Here is a 16,962-nt window from a genome sequence, read left to right as displayed (position 1 = left end):
CTTCGGGTTGCCGGTGGTCCGTTCTGCGCGGGCCGTCGGCAACCTCTCCTCGAGAGGATGGATATGCACCACTTCGCTCGACGCTCGGCCGCGATGACGATGACGCTGGCTGCGGCAGGACTGCTGTTCACCGCCGCGTGCAGCAGCAATGACGACAACAACAGCTCCGCCACGACGTCCGCGGCCGCCGCGGCCACCAACGCCGCGAACGAATCCGGCGCGAACGAATCCGGCGCGAAGGAGTCCGCCGCCAACGAAACCGGTGCGAACGGGGCCGCGGCGGAGACCAAGATCCAAACGCCCAGCGGCGAGATCACCGTCGCCGGGCACGTTCTGGCCAAGTACAACGAGATGGGCGGTCCCGCGGGCACGCTCGGTGCGCCGACCGGCAACTCGATGAACGGCCCGAACGGCGGTTCCTGCCAGGAATTCACCGGCGGCGCGATCTGCTGGAGCGAACAGACCGGTCCGCACGCGGTCTGGGGTGATATCCGCAAGGCGTGGGACAGCAACGGCGGGATCAACGGCAAACTCGGCTATCCGACCACCGACGAGAAGGACATCGCCAACGGTAAGCAGAGCGACTTCACCGGCGGCAGCATCACCTGGGTGAACAACCAGACCTCGGTGACGATGAAGTAGTTCGCTTCGTGTTGTGTAACAGCCCGGGAACGGTGTTCCCGGGCTGTTGTACGGTAAATGCCCATTTCGGACCCCGAATAGGTAGGTTGTCGGCGTGCAAACTCTCTTGACCGACCGTGAGCTGCTGGAATCACTTGCGGCGGAGGTGGAAGAACATCTGCGGCGACACATCGCCACAGCAGACGAGTGGCAGCCGCAGGACTACGTGCCCTGGGACGACGGCCGCAACTTCGCCTTCCTCGGCGGAACCGACTGGGAGCCCGGTCAATCCGAACTCGGTGAGGTCGCGCAGCTGGCGCTGACCGTCGGTGTGCTGATCGCCGACAACCTGCCCTCGTACCATCGCGAGGTGGGCAGGTATCTGCGCACCGGCCCGTGGTGGCGCTGGGTCGGCCGGTGGACCGCCGAGGAGAATCGGCACGCGATCATGCTCCGGAATTATCTGGTGGTCACCCGCGCGGTGGATCCGGTCGCACTCGAGCGGATGCGGATGTCCTACATGACCACCGGATTCCGCCGTCCCGCACTGCATCTGCTGGACATGCTGGCCGTCAGCGCTCTCGAGGAGCGCGCCGCCGCGATCCGGCATCGCAACACCGCGGCGCTGGGGGAGAATCCGATCGTCACCGCGATGTCCGACCGCATCGCCGCCGACGACGAACTCCAGTCCGAATTCTTCGCCGATCTCGTCGCCGCCGCGCTGAATCTCGCGCCCGATCAGACCATGCGCGCGATCGCCGACCAGGTCGCCGCGTTCGCCGTGCCCGAGGTCACCCTCGCCGACGGCCGCACCAGCACCACGATCCTGGCCGAGGCCGGAATCTACGACCCGGCCCGCGAGCCCGAACTCGTCCTGACTCCGCTCCTGGCCCGCTGGAACGTCTTCACCCGCACCGACCTGAGCGCCGACGGCGAGAAGGCTCGCACCGAACTGGCCCATCTGCGCCCCTGAGCTTGCTCCGCCTCCCCGTCGGCCGTCGATGGGGAGGCGGTGGCTCCTGCCGGGCACGCAGCGGCTGTCAGCCCCGCACTGCCTTCCAGATGCCGCTCACGGTGCCGCGCAGGAAGTTCTCCCAGCTGAAGTGGTCGTGCCAGAGGGTGATGCGGCCGTCGACCAGTTCGAACGTGCCGCACACCCAGAAGCCGATCTCGACCGGGCCCGCACGCAGGTAGTCGGTGCGTTCGGTGAGGACGGTATCGCCCTCGGAGACGGGACGGCCGTCGGCTTCGATGGCGATGTGGTGCATATCGACGCGGAAGCCGAAGGATTCACGCGACAGGCCACGCAGCAGACCGCCGACGCGGCTGACGCCGCGCACGTCGGGCAGCGAGGTGTTCTTCCAGACGATATCGGGATCGAGCAGTTCGAGCGCCTCGTCCACCGCGCCCATCTCCAACGCCGCGAAGAATTCGCGAACCGTGGTGATCGCATCCTGCCGTAGCTCGGGTTTGTCGGACATGCTCCGACTGTATGCCGCGGCGGGGTCCGAATCCATGGAATCGGGGCCCGTTCGGCCCGCCGTGTTCGTCGGTTCCGTGCCTTTTGTGCGCAAGCGGGTGTGCGGGTGCCGGGGATCGGCCGTTGGGATGGGGTCCGGCTCGGGTCGGTGACCGGGACTTCGACGGCCCGGGTCCGGCCGTCACGCGGTCTCCGGGTCGCGGGTTTCGTCGTTCGGTTCAGCTCGCGGAGGGTGGTTCGGCACCGGCGCCGTTCACCTCGCGGGTCGCGATGAGCGCGGCCAGGCCGTCGAGGATGCGATCGATGCCGAAGTGCAGGGCGTTGTCGCGGGAGCCGGGCGGGGCAGGTTCGCTGAAGGCCGTGACGGTGTGCGGATAGCGGTCGGCCTGGTCGGCCAGGACGCGGGTCAGCTGTTCGAACATGGCTTCCTCCAGGCCGCCACTGTGATCGCCCAGGGTGGCGCGGGCGAAGGTCTGCGCCTGACCCGACAGGAGCGCGAGGGTGTCCAGTCGTTCGGGACCGGTCAGGCCGCTGTCGGCCAAGGGGGCGAGACCGGCCTCGAACCAGTTGATCTCGTTGGGGCCGTAGGGGCGTGCGGTGACCAGCATGCCGAGCGTCCAGGTGTGCGCGCAGAACATCTCGTAGCTCGTCACGCACCAGGCGCGCAGCTGCGCGCGCCACGGCTGCTCGGTCGAATCCTTCGCCGCGGAAACGAGATCCGGCGCATCACCCATTGCGGCGTCCAGCATCAGCGCGGTCAGCTCGGCCTTGCCGGGGACGTAGCGGTACAGCGCCATCTTCGCGCAGCCGAGTCGTTCGGCCAGGCGCTGCATCGAAAGGTTCACCAGCCCTTCGGAATCCGCGAACGCGATCGCCTCGGTGACGATCCGGTCCAGGGAGAGCGAGGGCTTGGGCCCGCGCTTGGGCCGCTGCTGGGTGCCCCACAGCAGTTCGATAGCGGTCGGTGCGGTCATCTCACCATCCTTGCCGATCGACTCTTGACTTCGAAACTGTGTCCATCGTACGCTAATTTGCGTCCGACAGACACAGTTAAAGAAACCGGAGCTCACCATGCGTAATCAGACCGTTCTCATCTCCGGCGCCAGCATCGCCGGCCCCGCCCTGGCCTACTGGTTGCACCGCTACGGCTTCGAGGTCACCGTGGTCGAGCGGGCACCCGAACTGCGCCCCGGCGGGCAGGCCATCGACTTCAAGGGACCCACCCATCGCACGGTGCTCGAGCGCATGGGCGTGTGGGAGGAGATCGTGCGGCAGCAGACCGGTAAGACCGATATGGTCTTCGCCGATGACGACGGCCGCGAACTGGCCGTGATATCAGGCGATTTCACCGGCGGTGACGTGGAGATCCTGCGCGGCGACCTGGCCCGGATCCTGTACGAGCAGACCGCGGACACCTGCGAATACCTGTTCGGCGATTCGATCAGCGCGCTCACCGAGACCGCCGAGGGCATGCACGTCGAATTCGAAAATGCGCCCGCTCGCACCTTCGACCTCGTCTTCGGCGCCGATGGAATTCACTCGCGGGTGCGCCGCCTGGCCTTCGGGCCGGAATCCGATTACGTCCACCACCTGGGCTATTACTACTGCATCGCCGGTGCGCCCGGATGGGGGCACGATGCGAACGGGCCGCGCGTGCGCGGGCGGGCGTCGGCCTACAGTGCGCCGGGCATGCTGGCCGTGCGCGGCGGCGCGAAGGCGGCCCACCAGTACATCTTCGCCTCGCCGGTGCTCGACATCGCCCGCGACGACGTGGCCGCACAGCAGCGCCTGGTCGCGGAGCGGTTCGCCGGACTCGGCGGGCCAGTCCCCTCGATGATGGCCGAACTGCCCGGACTCGACGCGTTCTACCTGGATTCGATCAGTCAGGTCCGGATGAAGGGCCACTACACCAAGGGCAGGGTCGCCCTGATCGGCGATTCGGCCTACGGAAATACCTTGGGCGGCTTCGGAACCGGGCTCGCGGTCGTCGGAGCCTACGTGCTGGCCGGTGAATTGGCCGCTGCCGGAGGCGAATACGCGGGTGCGTTCGCCCGCTACGACGAGCTGATGCGCCGCTACGCCAAGATCGCGGGCAACTCCAACGCCGGGCGGTTCCTCGCGCCGCGTACCGCGCGCGGAATCGCGATGCGCGACTGGTTCGTCGGGTCGCGCACCTTCGGGCTCATGACGCGGTTCAGCGACAACGCCGCCAAGGACATCGATCTGCTGGACTACCCGGCGATGATCGGCGGGCAGGGTGAATCGGCCCGCGCCGCCGTCGCGCCGTGAATCCTGGTGGCGCGCCGGGGGACCCGGTTCATCGGAACGGTGAACCGGATCCGCCACGGGGGAGTGTTATTCGGAATCCTGTACCTTCGCCATGGACAGCACGTCCAGCCGACGGTCCAGTTCCTCGAGGGAGAGTGCGTCGCCGATCAGTCCACGGTCGATGACCGTCTGGCGAATGGTCTTGCCTTCCTTCAGCGCCTGTTTCGCCACCGCGGCGGCCTCCTCGTAACCGATCGCCGAATTCAACGGCGTGACGATCGACGGGGAGGATTCGGCCAGCTGCCGCAGGTGCTCGGTGTCCGCGACCAGTCCGGCGATGCACTTGTCCGCGAACAGGCGGGATACGTTGGCCAACAACCGAATCGATTCCAGGACGTTGCGCGCCATCATCGGGATGTAGACGTTCAGCTCGAACGCGCCGTTCCCGCCACCCCAGGCGATCGCGGCGTCGTTACCGATCACCTGCGCCGCTACCTGTGTAACAGCCTCCGGCAGAACGGGATTCACCTTCCCCGGCATGATCGAGGATCCCGGCTGCAGGTCCGGCAGCCGGATCTCGGCCAGGCCGGTCAGCGGGCCCGAACCCATCCAGCGGATATCGTTGGCGATCTTGGTCAGCGAGATCGCCACGGTGCGCAGGGCGCCGGAGACCTCCACCAGTCCGTCGCGGGCGGCCTGGGCCTCGAAATGATTTGCGGCCTCGGACAATTGGTCCAGCCCGGTGGAACGGCGGAGTTCGGTGACGACGGCCGCGCCGAAGCCGTCGGGTGCGTTGAGTCCGGTGCCGACCGCGGTGCCGCCGATGGGCAGCTCACCCAGTCGCACCAGCGTGGCGGTCAGCCGGTCGATACCGGCCTCGACCTGCCGGGTGTACCCGCCGAACTCCTGTCCGAGGGTCACCGGCACCGCATCCATCAGATGGGTTCGCCCGGATTTCACCACGGTGCGCCACTCGGTCGCCTTGTCCAGCAAGCGAATTCGCAGATGATCCAGGGCAGGCACGAGATCGCGCACCACGGCCTCGGTCGCGGCCAGATGCGTCGCGGTCGGGAACGTGTCGTTCGAGGACTGCGACATGTTGACGTCGTCGTTGGGGTGCACGGTGACGCCGTGCGACGCGGCCAGGCTCGCGATCACCTCGTTGGCGTTCATATTGGAGCTGGTGCCCGAGCCGGTCTGGAACACGTCGATCGGGAACTGATCGTCGTGCGCGCCCTCGGCGATCTCGTTCGCCGCCGCGACGATCGCCTCGGCCTTACCGGACTCGAGCAGCCCCAGATCCCGGTTCACCACCGCGCAGGCCGCCTTGAGCAGCCCCAACGCCCGAATCTGCGCCCGCTCGAGCCCGCGCCCGCTGATCGGAAAGTTCTCCACGGCCCGCTGCGTCTGCGCCCGCCACAGCGCGTCCACCGGCACCCGAACCTCACCCATCGTGTCGTGCTCGACGCGATATTCCGTCTGCTCAGTCATAATTCGAGCCTAGGCCCGCACAAACCCATAGCGGTCAGCCACGCCTGAGGCTTTTCGCACACGCCACCGGGGAATATCGCCTCCGTGTGCCTCGGCTCAGGGCATAGGCGGCACGGCGTGTTCGTCGCCTTCGAAGTTCACCGACGAGTACTCCCGCAGCTTCGTCAGCCGGTGGTAGGCGTCGATCATCCGGACCGTCCCCGACTTCGACCGCATCACGATCGACTGCGTCGACGCGCCGCCGGAGAAGTACCGCACCCCGCGCAGCAGATCACCATCGGTGACTCCGGTAGCGCAGAAGAACACGTTGTCCCCGGAGACCAGGTCCTCGGTGGACAGGATCCGATCCAGATCGTGTCCGGCATCGAGCGCCTTCTGCCGCTCCTCGTCGTCCTTGGGCGCGAGCTTGCCCTGCAGTGCGCCGCCCATACAGCGCAGCGCGGCGGCCGCGATGATGCCCTCGGGCGTACCGCCGATGCCGATCAGCATGTCGGTTCCGGAGTCGGGACGCGCGGTCGCGATCGCGCCGGCGACGTCACCGTCGGAGATCAGCCGGATCCGCGCCCCCGCGTTGCGCACCTCCTGGATGTGCCGCGCATGCCGCGGCCGGTCCAGCACGCACACGGTCAGGTCCGAGACCGAGGACTTCTTGGTCTTGGCGACCCGGCGCAGGTTCTCCGCGATCGGCACGGACAGGTCGATCACATCGGCCGCTTCCGGTCCGACGGCGATCTTGTCCATGTAGAACACGGCTGACGGGTCGAACATCGCGCCCCGCTCGGCCACCGCGAGCACGGAGATCGCGCCCGGCGAGCCCTTCGACATCAGGGTGGTGCCGTCGATCGGGTCCACCGCGAAATCGACCTCGGGGCCGGTGCCGTCGCCGACCGCCTCGCCGTTGTACAGCATGGGCGCTTCGTCCTTCTCGCCCTCGCCGATCACGACGATTCCGCTCATCGACACCGTGGCCACGAGCTGACGCATCGCGTCCACCGCGGCACCGTCGCCGCCCTCCTTGTCGCCGCGGCCGACCCAGCGGCCCGCGGCCATCGCACCGGCCTCGGTTACCCGGACCAGCTCGAGCGCGAGGTTGCGGTCCGGGGCCTCACGGCGGCTGGTTGCGGGTGTGGGTGCCGTCATCTGCGGTGCCTCCTCGTTGGTCTACTGCTGTGAATTGTCGCAGAACGGTCAGAACATCCCGTCGGGTACTGCCGTTCCACTTTCGTCGGTGCTGGGCCGATGCAGGTCCGCACGCTGTGATATCGGCCTCGTTTTCCGTGCGGCCGTCGGGGGTGAGGTCCAGGCGCCCAGGTCGGCGCACCCCTCCGGAGCGAAGTGCGGAAAATGCGGCGCGGCATACTGGGGACGTGCCGAATCAGAAACCCCGGATCCTCAACGACTATCGCGACCTGCTCTGGTCGTTGATTCCGTTGCTGCTGATCTGCGTGGTTTTCGCCGCTCTCGCCCAGCAGTGCAGTTTCTCGCCCGGCACACCGGCGACCGGCAATATTCCGCACTTCGATGTCAAGGCGGCGCTGCAGGACGACGCGCACACCCTGTCGTTCCCGATCCGGCAGCCGAGCCTGCCGGAGCACTGGACCGCGAACTCCGGCAGCCGCGACACCATCAGCGGCGCGGGCGGCGGCACGCTCAGCACCGTCGGTTACATCACGCCCGAGGGCACGTACATGCAGCTGACCCAGTCCGATGCGACCGAATCCGCACTGGCCGATCACATTCTGCAGACGCGTAGTCCCTCGGGATCGCAGAAGGTGGGCGATCAGACCTGGACGGTCTTCCACGTCCAGGGCAACGAACCGGCGTGGATCACCGATTTCGGCACCGTCAGAGTCCTGATCAAGGGTGCGGGCAACCAGTCGGCATATACGACTCTGGCCGGTTCGGTGGATGCCGCTCAACCGCTGCGTTCGTGATTCCACCTGCATATTTGTGATCTTGGTCCGGTTCGGTGAGACCCGATTCGGGTAACCGTCAACGACTCTCGCTGTTTTTCGGCTAACGTTGGCCGAGTGGATCGCGCGGACTTGGCTTGGCTCGAGCGGGTACTGGATCGGCCGATCATGGCGGCGACGTCTGCCGAATGGGGAGTCGGTGACAACACCAGTCTGGTGACCGTCGACGACGGCACCGGTGTCGTCGTGCAGCGATATCGGCTGGGCGGTGAGGCCGACCGCCGGATGCGGATCATGAATGCGCTGCGAGATCCCGCCGCCGCCAGGGGAATTACGATTCCGGGCATTCACGCCGCGGATATCGGTGCGCAGCCGCCGTGGATCGCCTTCGATATGCTGCCCGGCGCGCCGAGTGCCGAAACCGCCATGGACGGACCGCATTTCCCGGCACTGGCTCGGGCGATGGGCGCGATGCTCGCCGACTTCTCCGAATTGCCCTGCACGGATGTGGAACTCGACGATATGTGGGCCCGGCCCCGATATCTGGCCGCCCGCGCCGACGCCTGGGCCGAATGCCTGGCTCCGGCATTGTCCGCCGCGCAGAGCGCCGCACTGGAAGGGGTGCTCGCGGATCTGCCCGCGCTGTTCGACGGCCGTCCAGCGGTTTTGGCGCACGGCGACTACGCGCCGGTGAACATTCTCGTCGAGGACGGCGCGATCACCGGACTGCTGGATTTCGAGTCGGTATGTGTCGCCGACCCGCTGTACGACCCGGCCCGGTGGGCGTGGTCGGTCGGCTTCGCGGGTCGTGATGCGCTGGCCCGGTCCTGGCCCGAATTCCTCCGGGGAGCCGGGATCGATCCCGGCGAACCCGCACTGGCGGAACGGATTCGGTCGTTGCAGGTGATCTGCACGATGGAGATGCTCGCCGACGCGGATCTCGCGCCGGGGCTGTGGCGGATCGTGCACGACCGGCTGGTCCGCCTGCTGGGGTGAGCCGGTCCGCACGACGCCGGGTTATCGGTCGAACGTTCTGGTGGTGGCGAGTGTGGTGATCCGGTTGTCGTTGCCGGAGTCACGCAGCTCCACCCGGCCCAGGCCGTGCTGCGCGGTGGCAGTGGCCACCACCGGCCCGACCCGCGCGGCTTGCAGATATCGCAGGCCCAGGAAACTCAGCCCGTTCGAGGGCCCGAGCGACAGGGCCGCCTCCTCCGCCGCCAGCGCGATCAGGCCGCCGTTGACGGTGCCCGCGGCATTGAGCCCGTCCTCGGTGCGGGGCAGCACCGTGACGCCCGGCTCACGGCGCTCGCAGCGGGCCCGCTCGGCCAGCGGAACGGCGAGGCGGGTGCCGCTCGGGGGCATATCGATGCTGAGTTTGCGCGGCAGTTGGACGTCCGGATTCGGCGCTGCCATGAAGGAGGTCGCGCCGAAACCGATCGGCACGTCGTCGACGGTGAATTCGATCTCCGCGACGAAGACCGAGCGGCCCGCCTTGACGGTCCGGCCGACCGCGCGCACCTCACCCGCACCCGGTGCGGGCCGGAACAGGTTGACGTCCAGTTCCAGCGTCATCGGCACCCGGGGGTGGATGACCAGCGAGGCCAGCAGCCCGCCCATGGTGTCCAGCCAGATGGCCAGGACGGAGGTGCGCAGATGGGTGGTGCCCGGGACGTGCATCTGCGGGGTGATCGTCGCCGAGCCGTGCAGTTCGTCGCCCACGCGGCGGGTGGCGAAACCCAGTTCGAGCAGGATGTGCCGACGTCTGTCCAACTGGTGGTCGACGGTGGTCACGGCATCTCCTCCTGCTCGGCCGAGCAGGAGGCGCCGCTCGGCATCCTTTCAGAGAACCCCACTTCGAGGCCGTTGTGCAAGTGTCATTTTCGATATCGAGAGTGAGGTTCTGCACTCTGCGGTATCGGGATCTGTGCCTACTCCGCCTCGGTCTCACGGCGGGACAGCGCGTCCTCGACCCGTTTGCGCGCCCCGGCCAGATGTTCCTCGCAGCGGGTCGCCAGGGCCTCGCCGCGCTCCCACAGCGCCAGCGACTCGTCCAGGTCCATCCCGCCCTGCTCGAGCATCTTCACCACGTTGACCAGTTCGTCGCGGGCTCGCTCGTAGCCGAAACTCGCGATCTCGGCGAGGTCACTCTCGGTCATGGCGGGGCTCCTTCGTGATGGTCTGACTGGCCAGTGCCGCCGCGCTGATCGCGCCGTCGGCGACGCGGATGCGCAACTGGGTGCCCGGCGGAGAATCGGCCACCTCGTGGATGACATGTCGCTCCTTGCCTGAAACACGTTGCACCACAGCGTATCCCCGGGCGAGCGTGGCGGCCGGGCCGACGGCGGTGAGCTTGTCGCGCAGATGCCGGGTCGCGGTGGACTCGGCGGTGAGGGTGTGCTCGACCGCGCGGCGAGCCGCGGTGCGCAGTCGCTCGGCCTCCTCGTAGCGCTGATCGAGTTGACGCAACGGATCGGCCAGCACCGGCCGCGAGCGCAACTGGTCCAGGGCACGCAGTTCGCGCTGCACCCAGCCACGCAGGGCCGCGGCCGAACGCTCTCGCCACTCCCGCACCGTCGCCAGTTCCGCGGCCGCGTCGGGGACGATGCGCTTGGCGGCGTCGGTGGGTGTGGCCGCGCGCAGATCCGCGACGTAGTCCGAGAGCGGATTGTCCGGCTCGTGCCCGATCGCGCTGACGATCGGCGTCGTCGCGGAAACGATGGCGCGGCACAGGGTTTCGTCGGAGAAGGGCAGCAGATCCTCGACACTGCCGCCGCCGCGGGCGAGCACGATCACCGCGACCTCGGGATCGCGGTCGAGTTCGGCCAGGGCGTCCAGGATCTGCGGGACCGCGGTCGCGCCCTGTACCGCGGTGTTTCGCACCTCGAAACGCACTGCGGGCCAACGATTCCGGGCCACGGTCAGGACATCGCGTTCGGCGGCGCTGGCGCGTCCGGTGATCAGTCCGATCGTCCCGGGCAGGAACGGAATCGGTCGTTTCAGCCGCGGATCGAACAGGCCCTCGGCGGCCAGCAGCGCCTTGAGCCGTTCGATGCGGGCCAGTAGTTCGCCGATGCCGACCGGTCGAATCTCGGTGATACGCAACGACAGTGTGCCGCGCCCGGTGAAATAGGACAGCTTGCCGTAGACGACGACGCGGCTGCCCTCCTGCAGCGGAATCGCCGAATTGCGTAGCAGCGCAGGATCACACGTCACCGACAGGGACATGTCCGCGGCCGGATCGCGCAGCACCAGAAAGGCCGTGCGAGTGCCCGGACGTACGTTCATCTGGGTGATCTGGCCCTCGACCCAGACGCTGCCGAGCCGGTCGATCCACTGTGCGACCTTCAGCGCGATACTGCGCACCGGCCACGGGTTCTCGGCCGAATTCGAGGGCCGGGCCGCATTCCCCTGCCCGCCGGAGGCCGCCGCGTCGGCGGATGCGTGTGTGTCGGGATCGGTCACCGTTGCGCCTCACCGATATTCGGCGTTCGACCGCCGGGCCTGCGCCGGCGTGCCGCTGCGTGCCGGTGTTCGGCGCGGCGGTGGCCGGCGATCGGGTGTGCGCGGGTGTGGTGGGTGAATTCGGTCACTTGGCCTGCACGGTGGCAATCCGGTTGGTCAGCATCGTCACGAAGGCCGCGCGGTCGCGGGTGTGCTGCTCGTACTCGAGCAGCGCGGTCAGATCGTCGACGGTGAGCATCCGCAGGCGCGCGCGCAGCTGGGCCAGCGTCATGTTCAGGTAGTCGTAGCGGGCCGCGACCTCCGGCTCGACGACCTCGTCCGCGGGGGCCCGACCGTTGGTGGAAGAGGTTGCCGCGGTGTGGGATTCGGACTCCTGCGCGGCGGGCTCCCGAGCGGGCGTGGCGGGCGCGGGCTCCGGGGCCGGTTCGGCCGCGATGTACATGTCGAAACGGCTGCGCGCGGCCTCGCGGGCACTGACGAAGACCGGAGCGGGATCGTCCTCGTCCTCGTCGAAGGTGGCCCACGCGGGCTGCTCCTCCGGACGATTGGTCAGCTGATCGAACACCTCGTCGCCCTTGAGCGCGAGACTGGTCACGAACTGCTGGGCGTGCATGGTCGTCTGCAACAACTGGCTGATCGCGGTGATCGGCAGATGCATCGCGGTCGTCGGCAGCCGGCGGGCTTCCTCCAGGGCGTAGACGGCGGCCCCGGCGGCGACACGGGCGAAGAACGGCGGTCGAAACATAGCCCTAGCCTGCCCGATTCGCCGTGTGAAGCAAAGGAGGGAATCCACGCGCGCCATTCTCGTCGCATCTGTTCGTCGTCATGTCGTCGGGCCGTAGCGGCCGGTGGTGAGGGGCCTCACAATTCGCCGCGCCCGTCATCACACGATACCGGCCGCGACCGCGCGCGTGTCGTCACCCGCTCGCACGTAAGCTGGCAAGCATGTCCTCGGCAATCCCCTTGAACGTCGGAATCGCCCGGTCCGCGGGTTCGCGCGCGGCCGGTGCCGCCAAGCGTGTCCTGCTCGCCGAGCCGCGCGGCTACTGCGCCGGTGTGGATCGTGCGGTGGAGACCGTCGAACGCGCCCTCGACAAGCACGGTGCGCCGATCTACGTGCGCAAGGAGATCGTGCACAACCGGCACGTCGTGGAGACGCTGCGCGAGCGCGGTGTGGTCTTCGTCGACGACACCGCCGAGGTGCCCGAGGGCGCGGTGGTGGTGTTCTCCGCGCACGGCGTGTCGCCGATGGTGCACGAGGCCGCCGCCGCCCGCAGCCTGCACACCATCGATGCCACCTGCCCGCTGGTCACCAAGGTGCACCAGGAGGCCAAGCGGTTCGCCCGCGACGATTTCGACATCCTGCTGATCGGTCACGAGGGCCACGAGGAGGTCGAGGGCACCGCGGGCGAGGCGCCCGATCACGTCCAGCTCGTCGACGGTCCCGACGCGGTCGACGGCGTCAGCGTGCGCGACGAGGAGAAGGTGATCTGGCTCTCCCAGACCACCCTGTCGGTCGACGAGACCATGGAGACCGTGCAGCGGCTGCGCCAGCGTTTCCCGAAGCTGCAGGATCCGCCCAGCGACGACATCTGCTACGCGACCCAGAACCGGCAGATCGCGGTGAAGGCGATGGCGCCGGAATGCGATCTGGTGATCGTGGTCGGCTCGCGCAACTCCTCCAATTCCAAGCGGCTGGTCGAGGTCGCCCTCAATGCGGGTGCGGGCGCGGCCCATCTGGTCGATTTCGCGCGTGAGGTCGATCCGGCCTGGTTCGAGGACGTGGGCTCGGTCGGCGTCACCTCCGGCGCCTCGGTCCCGGAAATCCTGGTGCGCGGCGTGCTCGATCTGCTCGCCGAACACGGTTACGCCGATGTCCAGCCGGTCACCACGGCGAACGAGACGCTCGTGTTCTCGCTGCCCCGCGAGTTGCGCGCCGCTCGTCAGTAGGCGGTTCCGGCGCGCTCGGTCGGCGTGTTCGCCGACTCCGGCGCGCCCTCAGTGCTCGATGCGGCCCGAATCGCGTTCGCGGTAGCGGACGTTCGGCCGCGGGTGCGGCGGGACGTCCCCGTGGTCGGCTCCGCGCGGGTCCGCTCCGCGCGCGCGGCGCTGCGGCTGGGGTTCCGCGGAACGCTGACGTGGCTCCTGTGCCCGTCGGCGCGGTTGCTGGCCGGTGGACGGCGCCGCGCCGCGCTGACGCGGCTGTGCCGGAGCGTCCGCGGCGGCGCGGCGACGCGGCTGCGGTTCTGCCGAACGCTGGCGGCCGGATTCCGCGGGACGCTGCCGTGGCGGCGCGTCGGCGTCGGCGCGGTGCCGGGACGGCGTGTCGGTGTCGGGACGCGGGCGCGCGGTGGCGGCGACCTTCGCGCGCTCGGCGGTGCGTGAGCCCTGGGGGGCCGAGACCCGCGGCGGGCGCTCGGCGACCCGCCCGGTGGTCTTGCGGCTTCCGCGAGTCGGTTTCGTGGCGGCCTTCTCGTCGGTGGCGGATTGTGCTCGCGCACGGCCGCGGAGGGTGTCCGACGAGCGGGCGCCCCGGCTGCGGCGCGAACGGCTGGCCTCGGCCCGCGCACCCCAGGAATCGCCCTTGCGCTGCCGATCGCCGCGCGCACGCGGCTTGGCCTCTTCCAGGCGGCGTTGCAGCACCACCCGGCCCAGTCCGACCGCCAGCACGAGCACGGTGGCGATGGCCATCACCGGGAAGCGATTCACCAGCGGGATGCCCTGGTTGAGCAGGATGTCCTTCATCGAGGACGACGTATGGTCCAGCAGCTGCCCGTAGGCGACGGGTACGGCGATGAACAGCAGCAGCGGCGGGGTGACCATCGTGGTGAACAGACCGCGGTAGCGCACCGCCAGCGCGGCCAGCACACAGCCGACGATGTAGGCGCCGGCGAACACGCGGGTCAGATCTCGGCTGCCGCCGCTTGCGTCGATGAAAAACCCGATCAGAGTGCACGCCACCGCGATCAATACCGCCGCACCGGCCGGGATGCCGGGCACCGACGGGATGATCGAGCGGTGCGGTGCGGGCACCTCGGATCGGTCGCGTTGGGTAGCTGCCACGTAAAGCACACTATCTGTCGGAACCGGAACGTGTATCGAGGCTGGGCGGATGAACCGTTTACTCGTTGATGTCTGAGAACCCCGCGACGCGTGGCCGGGACTCGATGTAGCGGATTGCCGGGACCTCCTGATCGCCGATGTCCAACTCGTGCAATCGCCGCGCGGTTACCAGCACCCGCGACTCGACCGAGCCCACTGTCTGGTTGAAAGCGTCTACCGCCTTTGCCAGTTGGCCGCCCAGCCGGTCCAGATGACCCCCGACCACACCCAGTCGCGCATACAGCTCCCGACCCAATTGCTGGACTGTTGCCATCTCTTTCGAGATGGTGTCCTGTCGCCAGCCGTGAGCGACGGTGCGAAGTAGTGCGACGAGGGTCGTCGGCGTTGCGAGGATCACGTTCCGGCCGAATGCGTACTCCAGGAGACCGGCGTCGGCGTTCAGCGCGGCATCCAGGAACGTCTCGCCCGGGACGAACAGAACCACGAATTCGGGTGCGGGATCGAAGGCCGCCCAGTAGGCCTTGTCGGAGAGCTGATCGATATGGGTACGCAGATGTCTGGCGTGGCGGGTCAGGTGTTCGGCCTGTTTTCGGGGATCGTCCTGGGCGGCGGCGTCGAGGTAGGCCGTCAGTGGTGCCTTGGCGTCGACCACGATGTGGCGGTCGCCGGCCAGCCGGACCACCAGATCGGGGCGCACCATGCCGTCCCGGCCCGCGCGGGTGACCTGGGTGGAGAAATCGCAGTGCCGCGACATTCCGGCCAGCTCCACCACTCGCTCGAGCTGGATCTCGCCCCAGCGTCCGCGGACCTGTGGCGCGCGCAGGGCGGAAACCAGCTGACCGGTCTGCGTGGCGAGCTGATGGGACAGGTGCTGCATGCCCGCGACCTGTTCGCGCAGCCCCGCATAGGCGTCGATGCGCTTGTGCTCGACCTCGGCCAGTTGCCGGTTCAGTGCGCCGACCGCCTCGCGCAGCGGCGTCACCAGCGTGCCGAGGGCCTGTGAATTGCGCTGTGCGGCATCTTCGTTCGCCGCGCCGAGGGAGTGTCGCAGCAGATGCTCGTTGTCGCGCAGGGCGGCCAGTTGCGCCTCGGCGCGCCCGGCCCGCGCGAGATGACCGAGCCAGCCCAGGCTCAGCCCGGCGCAGAACACCACGAGCATCGCTAACAGTGTCGGTGCGGTCATGACTGCAGATAGTGCCGTATGCCACCGACAAGTTCGGCGCGACGGCAAATATCGAGCACTTGCTCGGGGGTTCGCGGCCATTGCTGATCGGTCGGTCGCGGGCCGATCGAGACGGGATTTTCTCCGGCGGTCCGGGGTGGCGAATTCGAATCTGTCGGTGCCATCGCCTACGGTTTCGCGGCATGCGGATCCTGCACACTTCCGACTGGCACATCGGGCGGACCTTCCACGGTGTGGATCTGCTGGCGGATCAAGCGCGTTCGCTCGAATCGCTGGCCGAGATCGTGGCCGAGCAGCGGGTGGACGTGGTGCTGCTACCGGGCGACGTCTACGACCGGTCGATACCCAGCGCCGACGCGATCGCGGTGTGCAACCGGGGATTCGAGGCGATCCGGACCGCGGGCGCGGTGATCGTGGCCACCTCGGGCAATCACGATTCCCCGACCCGGCTCGGCGCGCTCGGCAGTTTCGCCGCGGCGGGCGGATTGCATCTGCGCACGTCGGTGGCGGATCTGCAGCGGCCGGTGGTGTTGCGCGACGAGTACGGCGAGGTGGCCTGCTACGGCATTCCGTACCTGGAGCCGGAGATCACGCGCGTGGAACTGGGTGTGCCCCAGGCCCGTTCGCACGCGGAGATCCTGGACGCGGCGATGAGCCGGGTGCGCGCGGATCTCGCGGCGCGCGGCGGCGTGCGTTCGGTGGTGCTCGCGCACGCCTTCGTCGTCGGCGGGGAGGCGACCGGATCGGAGCGGTCGATCTCCGTGGGCGGGGTGGAGACTGTGCCGGCCGGTGCGTTCGAAGGGATCGATTACGTGGCCCTCGGGCATCTGCACTCACCGCAGACGCTGTCCGAATCGATCCGGTATTCCGGTTCGCCGCTGCCGTATTCGTTCGCCGAGCGTTCCCATCGCAAGGCGGTGTGGATCCTCGATCTGGGGCCCGAGGGGCTCACCGGCGTCGAGCGGCACGACCTCCCGCAGGTTCGCGGACTCACCCAGCTCACCGGCGCGCTGGACGAGTTGCTCGACGATCCGGCGCATGCCGAGGCCGAGGAGCACTACGTCTCGGCGAATCTCACCGACCATGCCCGCCCGGTGGACGCCCTGCGTCGCCTGCGTCAGCGTTTCCCGCACGCGGTGCATGTGGAATGGGTTCGCCCCGAAGGCAATCCGGACCTGCGCTACCGTGAACGGGTGCACGGCCGCCGCGACACCGAAGTAGCACACAGCTTCCTGGCCGACGTGCGCGGCGAACCCACCGACACCGAAATGGACTGGCTGGCACGCGCGTTGGCCGCCGCCACCGCCGAGCGCGAGGTGGCCGAAGCGCGGCCGGTCGAAGCGGGGGAGCGCACGGCATGAGCGGCCGGATCCGGAGGCGGCAGCGCGGTGTTGGCGGCGCTCGCGGGAGCGCACGTACTCGGGCAGGCACTGCGTGCGAACAGGGTGGGCCGGAGGTGGCGGGGATGCCTGATCGGGGTC

Annotated in this window: 17 protein-coding genes; 7 read left to right on the top strand and 10 right to left on the bottom strand. The window is 68.5% G+C overall.

Going from position 1 to position 16,962, the window contains the following annotated elements; translation table 11 throughout:
- Positions 1-57: 57 nt before the first annotated feature.
- Together ON40_RS27655 and ON40_RS27650 are read left to right on the top strand one after the other, a co-directional pair.
- Entirely contained in the window at positions 58-642 is a 585-nt protein-coding gene (locus tag ON40_RS27655) for an LGFP repeat-containing protein (protein WP_245568016.1), read from the top strand.
- A gap of 94 nt (positions 643-736) precedes the next feature.
- Positions 737-1,594 carry an acyl-ACP desaturase gene (locus tag ON40_RS27650; protein ID WP_040827668.1) on the top strand — a complete coding sequence of 286 codons (858 nt, stop codon included), beginning with the start codon at positions 737-739 and terminating at the stop codon, positions 1,592-1,594.
- 67 nt (positions 1,595-1,661) lie between these two features.
- Here ON40_RS27650 and ON40_RS27645 read toward each other — a convergent pair whose 3' ends face one another.
- Positions 1,662-2,102 (bottom strand): limonene-1,2-epoxide hydrolase family protein, encoded by a 441-nt coding sequence (locus ON40_RS27645; RefSeq protein WP_040827850.1) that lies wholly within the window; start codon positions 2,100-2,102, stop codon positions 1,662-1,664.
- 217 nt (positions 2,103-2,319) lie between these two features.
- Positions 2,320-3,075 (bottom strand): TetR/AcrR family transcriptional regulator, encoded by a 756-nt coding sequence (locus ON40_RS27640; protein WP_040827666.1) that lies wholly within the window; start codon positions 3,073-3,075, stop codon positions 2,320-2,322.
- 97 nt (positions 3,076-3,172) lie between these two features.
- On the opposite strand from ON40_RS27640, the gene ON40_RS27635 reads away from it, so the two are divergent.
- Complete coding sequence (locus ON40_RS27635; RefSeq protein WP_040827665.1) at positions 3,173-4,390, top strand: FAD-dependent monooxygenase; 1,218 nt, start codon at positions 3,173-3,175, stop codon at positions 4,388-4,390.
- A gap of 66 nt (positions 4,391-4,456) precedes the next feature.
- Here ON40_RS27635 and ON40_RS27630 read toward each other — a convergent pair whose 3' ends face one another.
- Both ON40_RS27630 and glpX read right to left on the bottom strand, forming a co-directional pair.
- Complete coding sequence (locus ON40_RS27630) at positions 4,457-5,860, bottom strand: class II fumarate hydratase (protein ID WP_040827663.1); 1,404 nt, start codon at positions 5,858-5,860, stop codon at positions 4,457-4,459.
- A gap of 96 nt (positions 5,861-5,956) precedes the next feature.
- Positions 5,957-7,000 carry a class II fructose-bisphosphatase gene (gene glpX / locus ON40_RS27625; protein ID WP_040827662.1) on the bottom strand — a complete coding sequence of 348 codons (1,044 nt, stop codon included), beginning with the start codon at positions 6,998-7,000 and terminating at the stop codon, positions 5,957-5,959.
- Between the two features lie 227 nt (positions 7,001-7,227).
- Between glpX and ON40_RS27620 the strand changes: the two genes are divergently transcribed.
- Both ON40_RS27620 and ON40_RS27615 read left to right on the top strand, forming a co-directional pair.
- Positions 7,228-7,794 carry a DUF4245 domain-containing protein gene (locus ON40_RS27620; protein WP_040827661.1) on the top strand — a complete coding sequence of 189 codons (567 nt, stop codon included), beginning with the start codon at positions 7,228-7,230 and terminating at the stop codon, positions 7,792-7,794.
- Positions 7,795-7,890: 96 nt separating this feature from the next.
- On the top strand, positions 7,891-8,769 hold the full coding sequence (locus tag ON40_RS27615; RefSeq protein WP_040827660.1) for an aminoglycoside phosphotransferase family protein: 879 nt from the start codon (positions 7,891-7,893) through the stop codon (positions 8,767-8,769).
- 21 nt (positions 8,770-8,790) lie between these two features.
- On the opposite strand, the gene ON40_RS27610 is transcribed toward ON40_RS27615, so the two are convergent.
- From ON40_RS27610 to ON40_RS27595, 4 genes are all read right to left on the bottom strand, one after another.
- Positions 8,791-9,564 (bottom strand): PaaI family thioesterase, encoded by a 774-nt coding sequence (locus ON40_RS27610; protein WP_051193621.1) that lies wholly within the window; start codon positions 9,562-9,564, stop codon positions 8,791-8,793.
- 137 nt (positions 9,565-9,701) lie between these two features.
- Positions 9,702-9,929 (bottom strand): exodeoxyribonuclease VII small subunit, encoded by a 228-nt coding sequence (locus tag ON40_RS27605; protein ID WP_040827658.1) that lies wholly within the window; start codon positions 9,927-9,929, stop codon positions 9,702-9,704.
- On the bottom strand, positions 9,916-11,136 hold the full coding sequence (xseA, locus tag ON40_RS27600) for an exodeoxyribonuclease VII large subunit (protein WP_245568025.1): 1,221 nt from the start codon (positions 11,134-11,136) through the stop codon (positions 9,916-9,918). The genes ON40_RS27605 and xseA overlap by 14 nt, the downstream gene beginning before the upstream one ends.
- 223 nt (positions 11,137-11,359) lie before the next feature.
- Positions 11,360-11,980, bottom strand: a complete 621-nt coding sequence (locus ON40_RS27595; protein WP_040827655.1) for a lipid droplet-associated protein — start codon at positions 11,978-11,980, stop codon at positions 11,360-11,362.
- Between the two features lie 200 nt (positions 11,981-12,180).
- Between ON40_RS27595 and ON40_RS27590 the strand changes: the two genes are divergently transcribed.
- The gene (locus tag ON40_RS27590) at positions 12,181-13,185 is read left to right on the top strand and encodes a 4-hydroxy-3-methylbut-2-enyl diphosphate reductase (protein ID WP_040827654.1); all 1,005 of its coding nucleotides are present in this window, start codon (positions 12,181-12,183) and stop codon (positions 13,183-13,185) included.
- A gap of 48 nt (positions 13,186-13,233) precedes the next feature.
- Here ON40_RS27590 and ON40_RS48365 read toward each other — a convergent pair whose 3' ends face one another.
- Positions 13,234-14,298, bottom strand: coding sequence for a DUF6542 domain-containing protein (locus tag ON40_RS48365; protein ID WP_157186436.1), 1,065 nt, complete (start codon positions 14,296-14,298; stop codon positions 13,234-13,236).
- Between the two features lie 58 nt (positions 14,299-14,356).
- Complete coding sequence (locus ON40_RS27580; protein ID WP_040827652.1) at positions 14,357-15,481, bottom strand: DNA recombination protein RmuC; 1,125 nt, start codon at positions 15,479-15,481, stop codon at positions 14,357-14,359.
- 182 nt (positions 15,482-15,663) lie between these two features.
- Between ON40_RS27580 and ON40_RS27575 the strand changes: the two genes are divergently transcribed.
- Positions 15,664-16,842 carry an exonuclease SbcCD subunit D gene (locus ON40_RS27575; RefSeq protein ID WP_040827650.1) on the top strand — a complete coding sequence of 393 codons (1,179 nt, stop codon included), beginning with the start codon at positions 15,664-15,666 and terminating at the stop codon, positions 16,840-16,842.
- Positions 16,843-16,962: the final 120 nt, after the last annotated feature.

This window comes from Nocardia jiangxiensis NBRC 101359, assembly GCF_000308615.1.
In the GTDB taxonomy this organism is placed as follows: domain Bacteria; phylum Actinomycetota; class Actinomycetes; order Mycobacteriales; family Mycobacteriaceae; genus Nocardia; species Nocardia jiangxiensis.
Note: the sequence above shows the minus strand (reverse complement) of the source record. Positions and strands in the feature narration are given on the sequence as shown.

Excerpts from the sequence above, each read along its gene's own strand:
- ON40_RS27575 (WP_040827650.1), top strand. The coding sequence starts at position 15,664 with ATGCGGATCCTGCACACTTCCGACTGGCACATCGGGCGGACCTTCCAC.
- ON40_RS27605 (WP_040827658.1), bottom strand. The coding sequence starts at position 9,929 with ATGACCGAGAGTGACCTCGCCGAGATCGCGAGTTTCGGCTACGAGCGA.
- ON40_RS27590 (WP_040827654.1), top strand. The coding sequence starts at position 12,181 with ATGTCCTCGGCAATCCCCTTGAACGTCGGAATCGCCCGGTCCGCGGGT.
- ON40_RS27580 (WP_040827652.1), bottom strand. The coding sequence starts at position 15,481 with ATGACCGCACCGACACTGTTAGCGATGCTCGTGGTGTTCTGCGCCGGG.
- ON40_RS27645 (WP_040827850.1), bottom strand. The coding sequence starts at position 2,102 with ATGTCCGACAAACCCGAGCTACGGCAGGATGCGATCACCACGGTTCGC.
- ON40_RS27640 (WP_040827666.1), bottom strand. The coding sequence starts at position 3,075 with ATGACCGCACCGACCGCTATCGAACTGCTGTGGGGCACCCAGCAGCGG.
- glpX (WP_040827662.1), bottom strand. The coding sequence starts at position 7,000 with ATGACGGCACCCACACCCGCAACCAGCCGCCGTGAGGCCCCGGACCGC.
- ON40_RS27635 (WP_040827665.1), top strand. The coding sequence starts at position 3,173 with ATGCGTAATCAGACCGTTCTCATCTCCGGCGCCAGCATCGCCGGCCCC.
- ON40_RS27595 (WP_040827655.1), bottom strand. The coding sequence starts at position 11,980 with ATGTTTCGACCGCCGTTCTTCGCCCGTGTCGCCGCCGGGGCCGCCGTC.
- ON40_RS27630 (WP_040827663.1), bottom strand. The coding sequence starts at position 5,860 with ATGACTGAGCAGACGGAATATCGCGTCGAGCACGACACGATGGGTGAG.
- ON40_RS27655 (WP_245568016.1), top strand. The coding sequence starts at position 58 with ATGGATATGCACCACTTCGCTCGACGCTCGGCCGCGATGACGATGACG.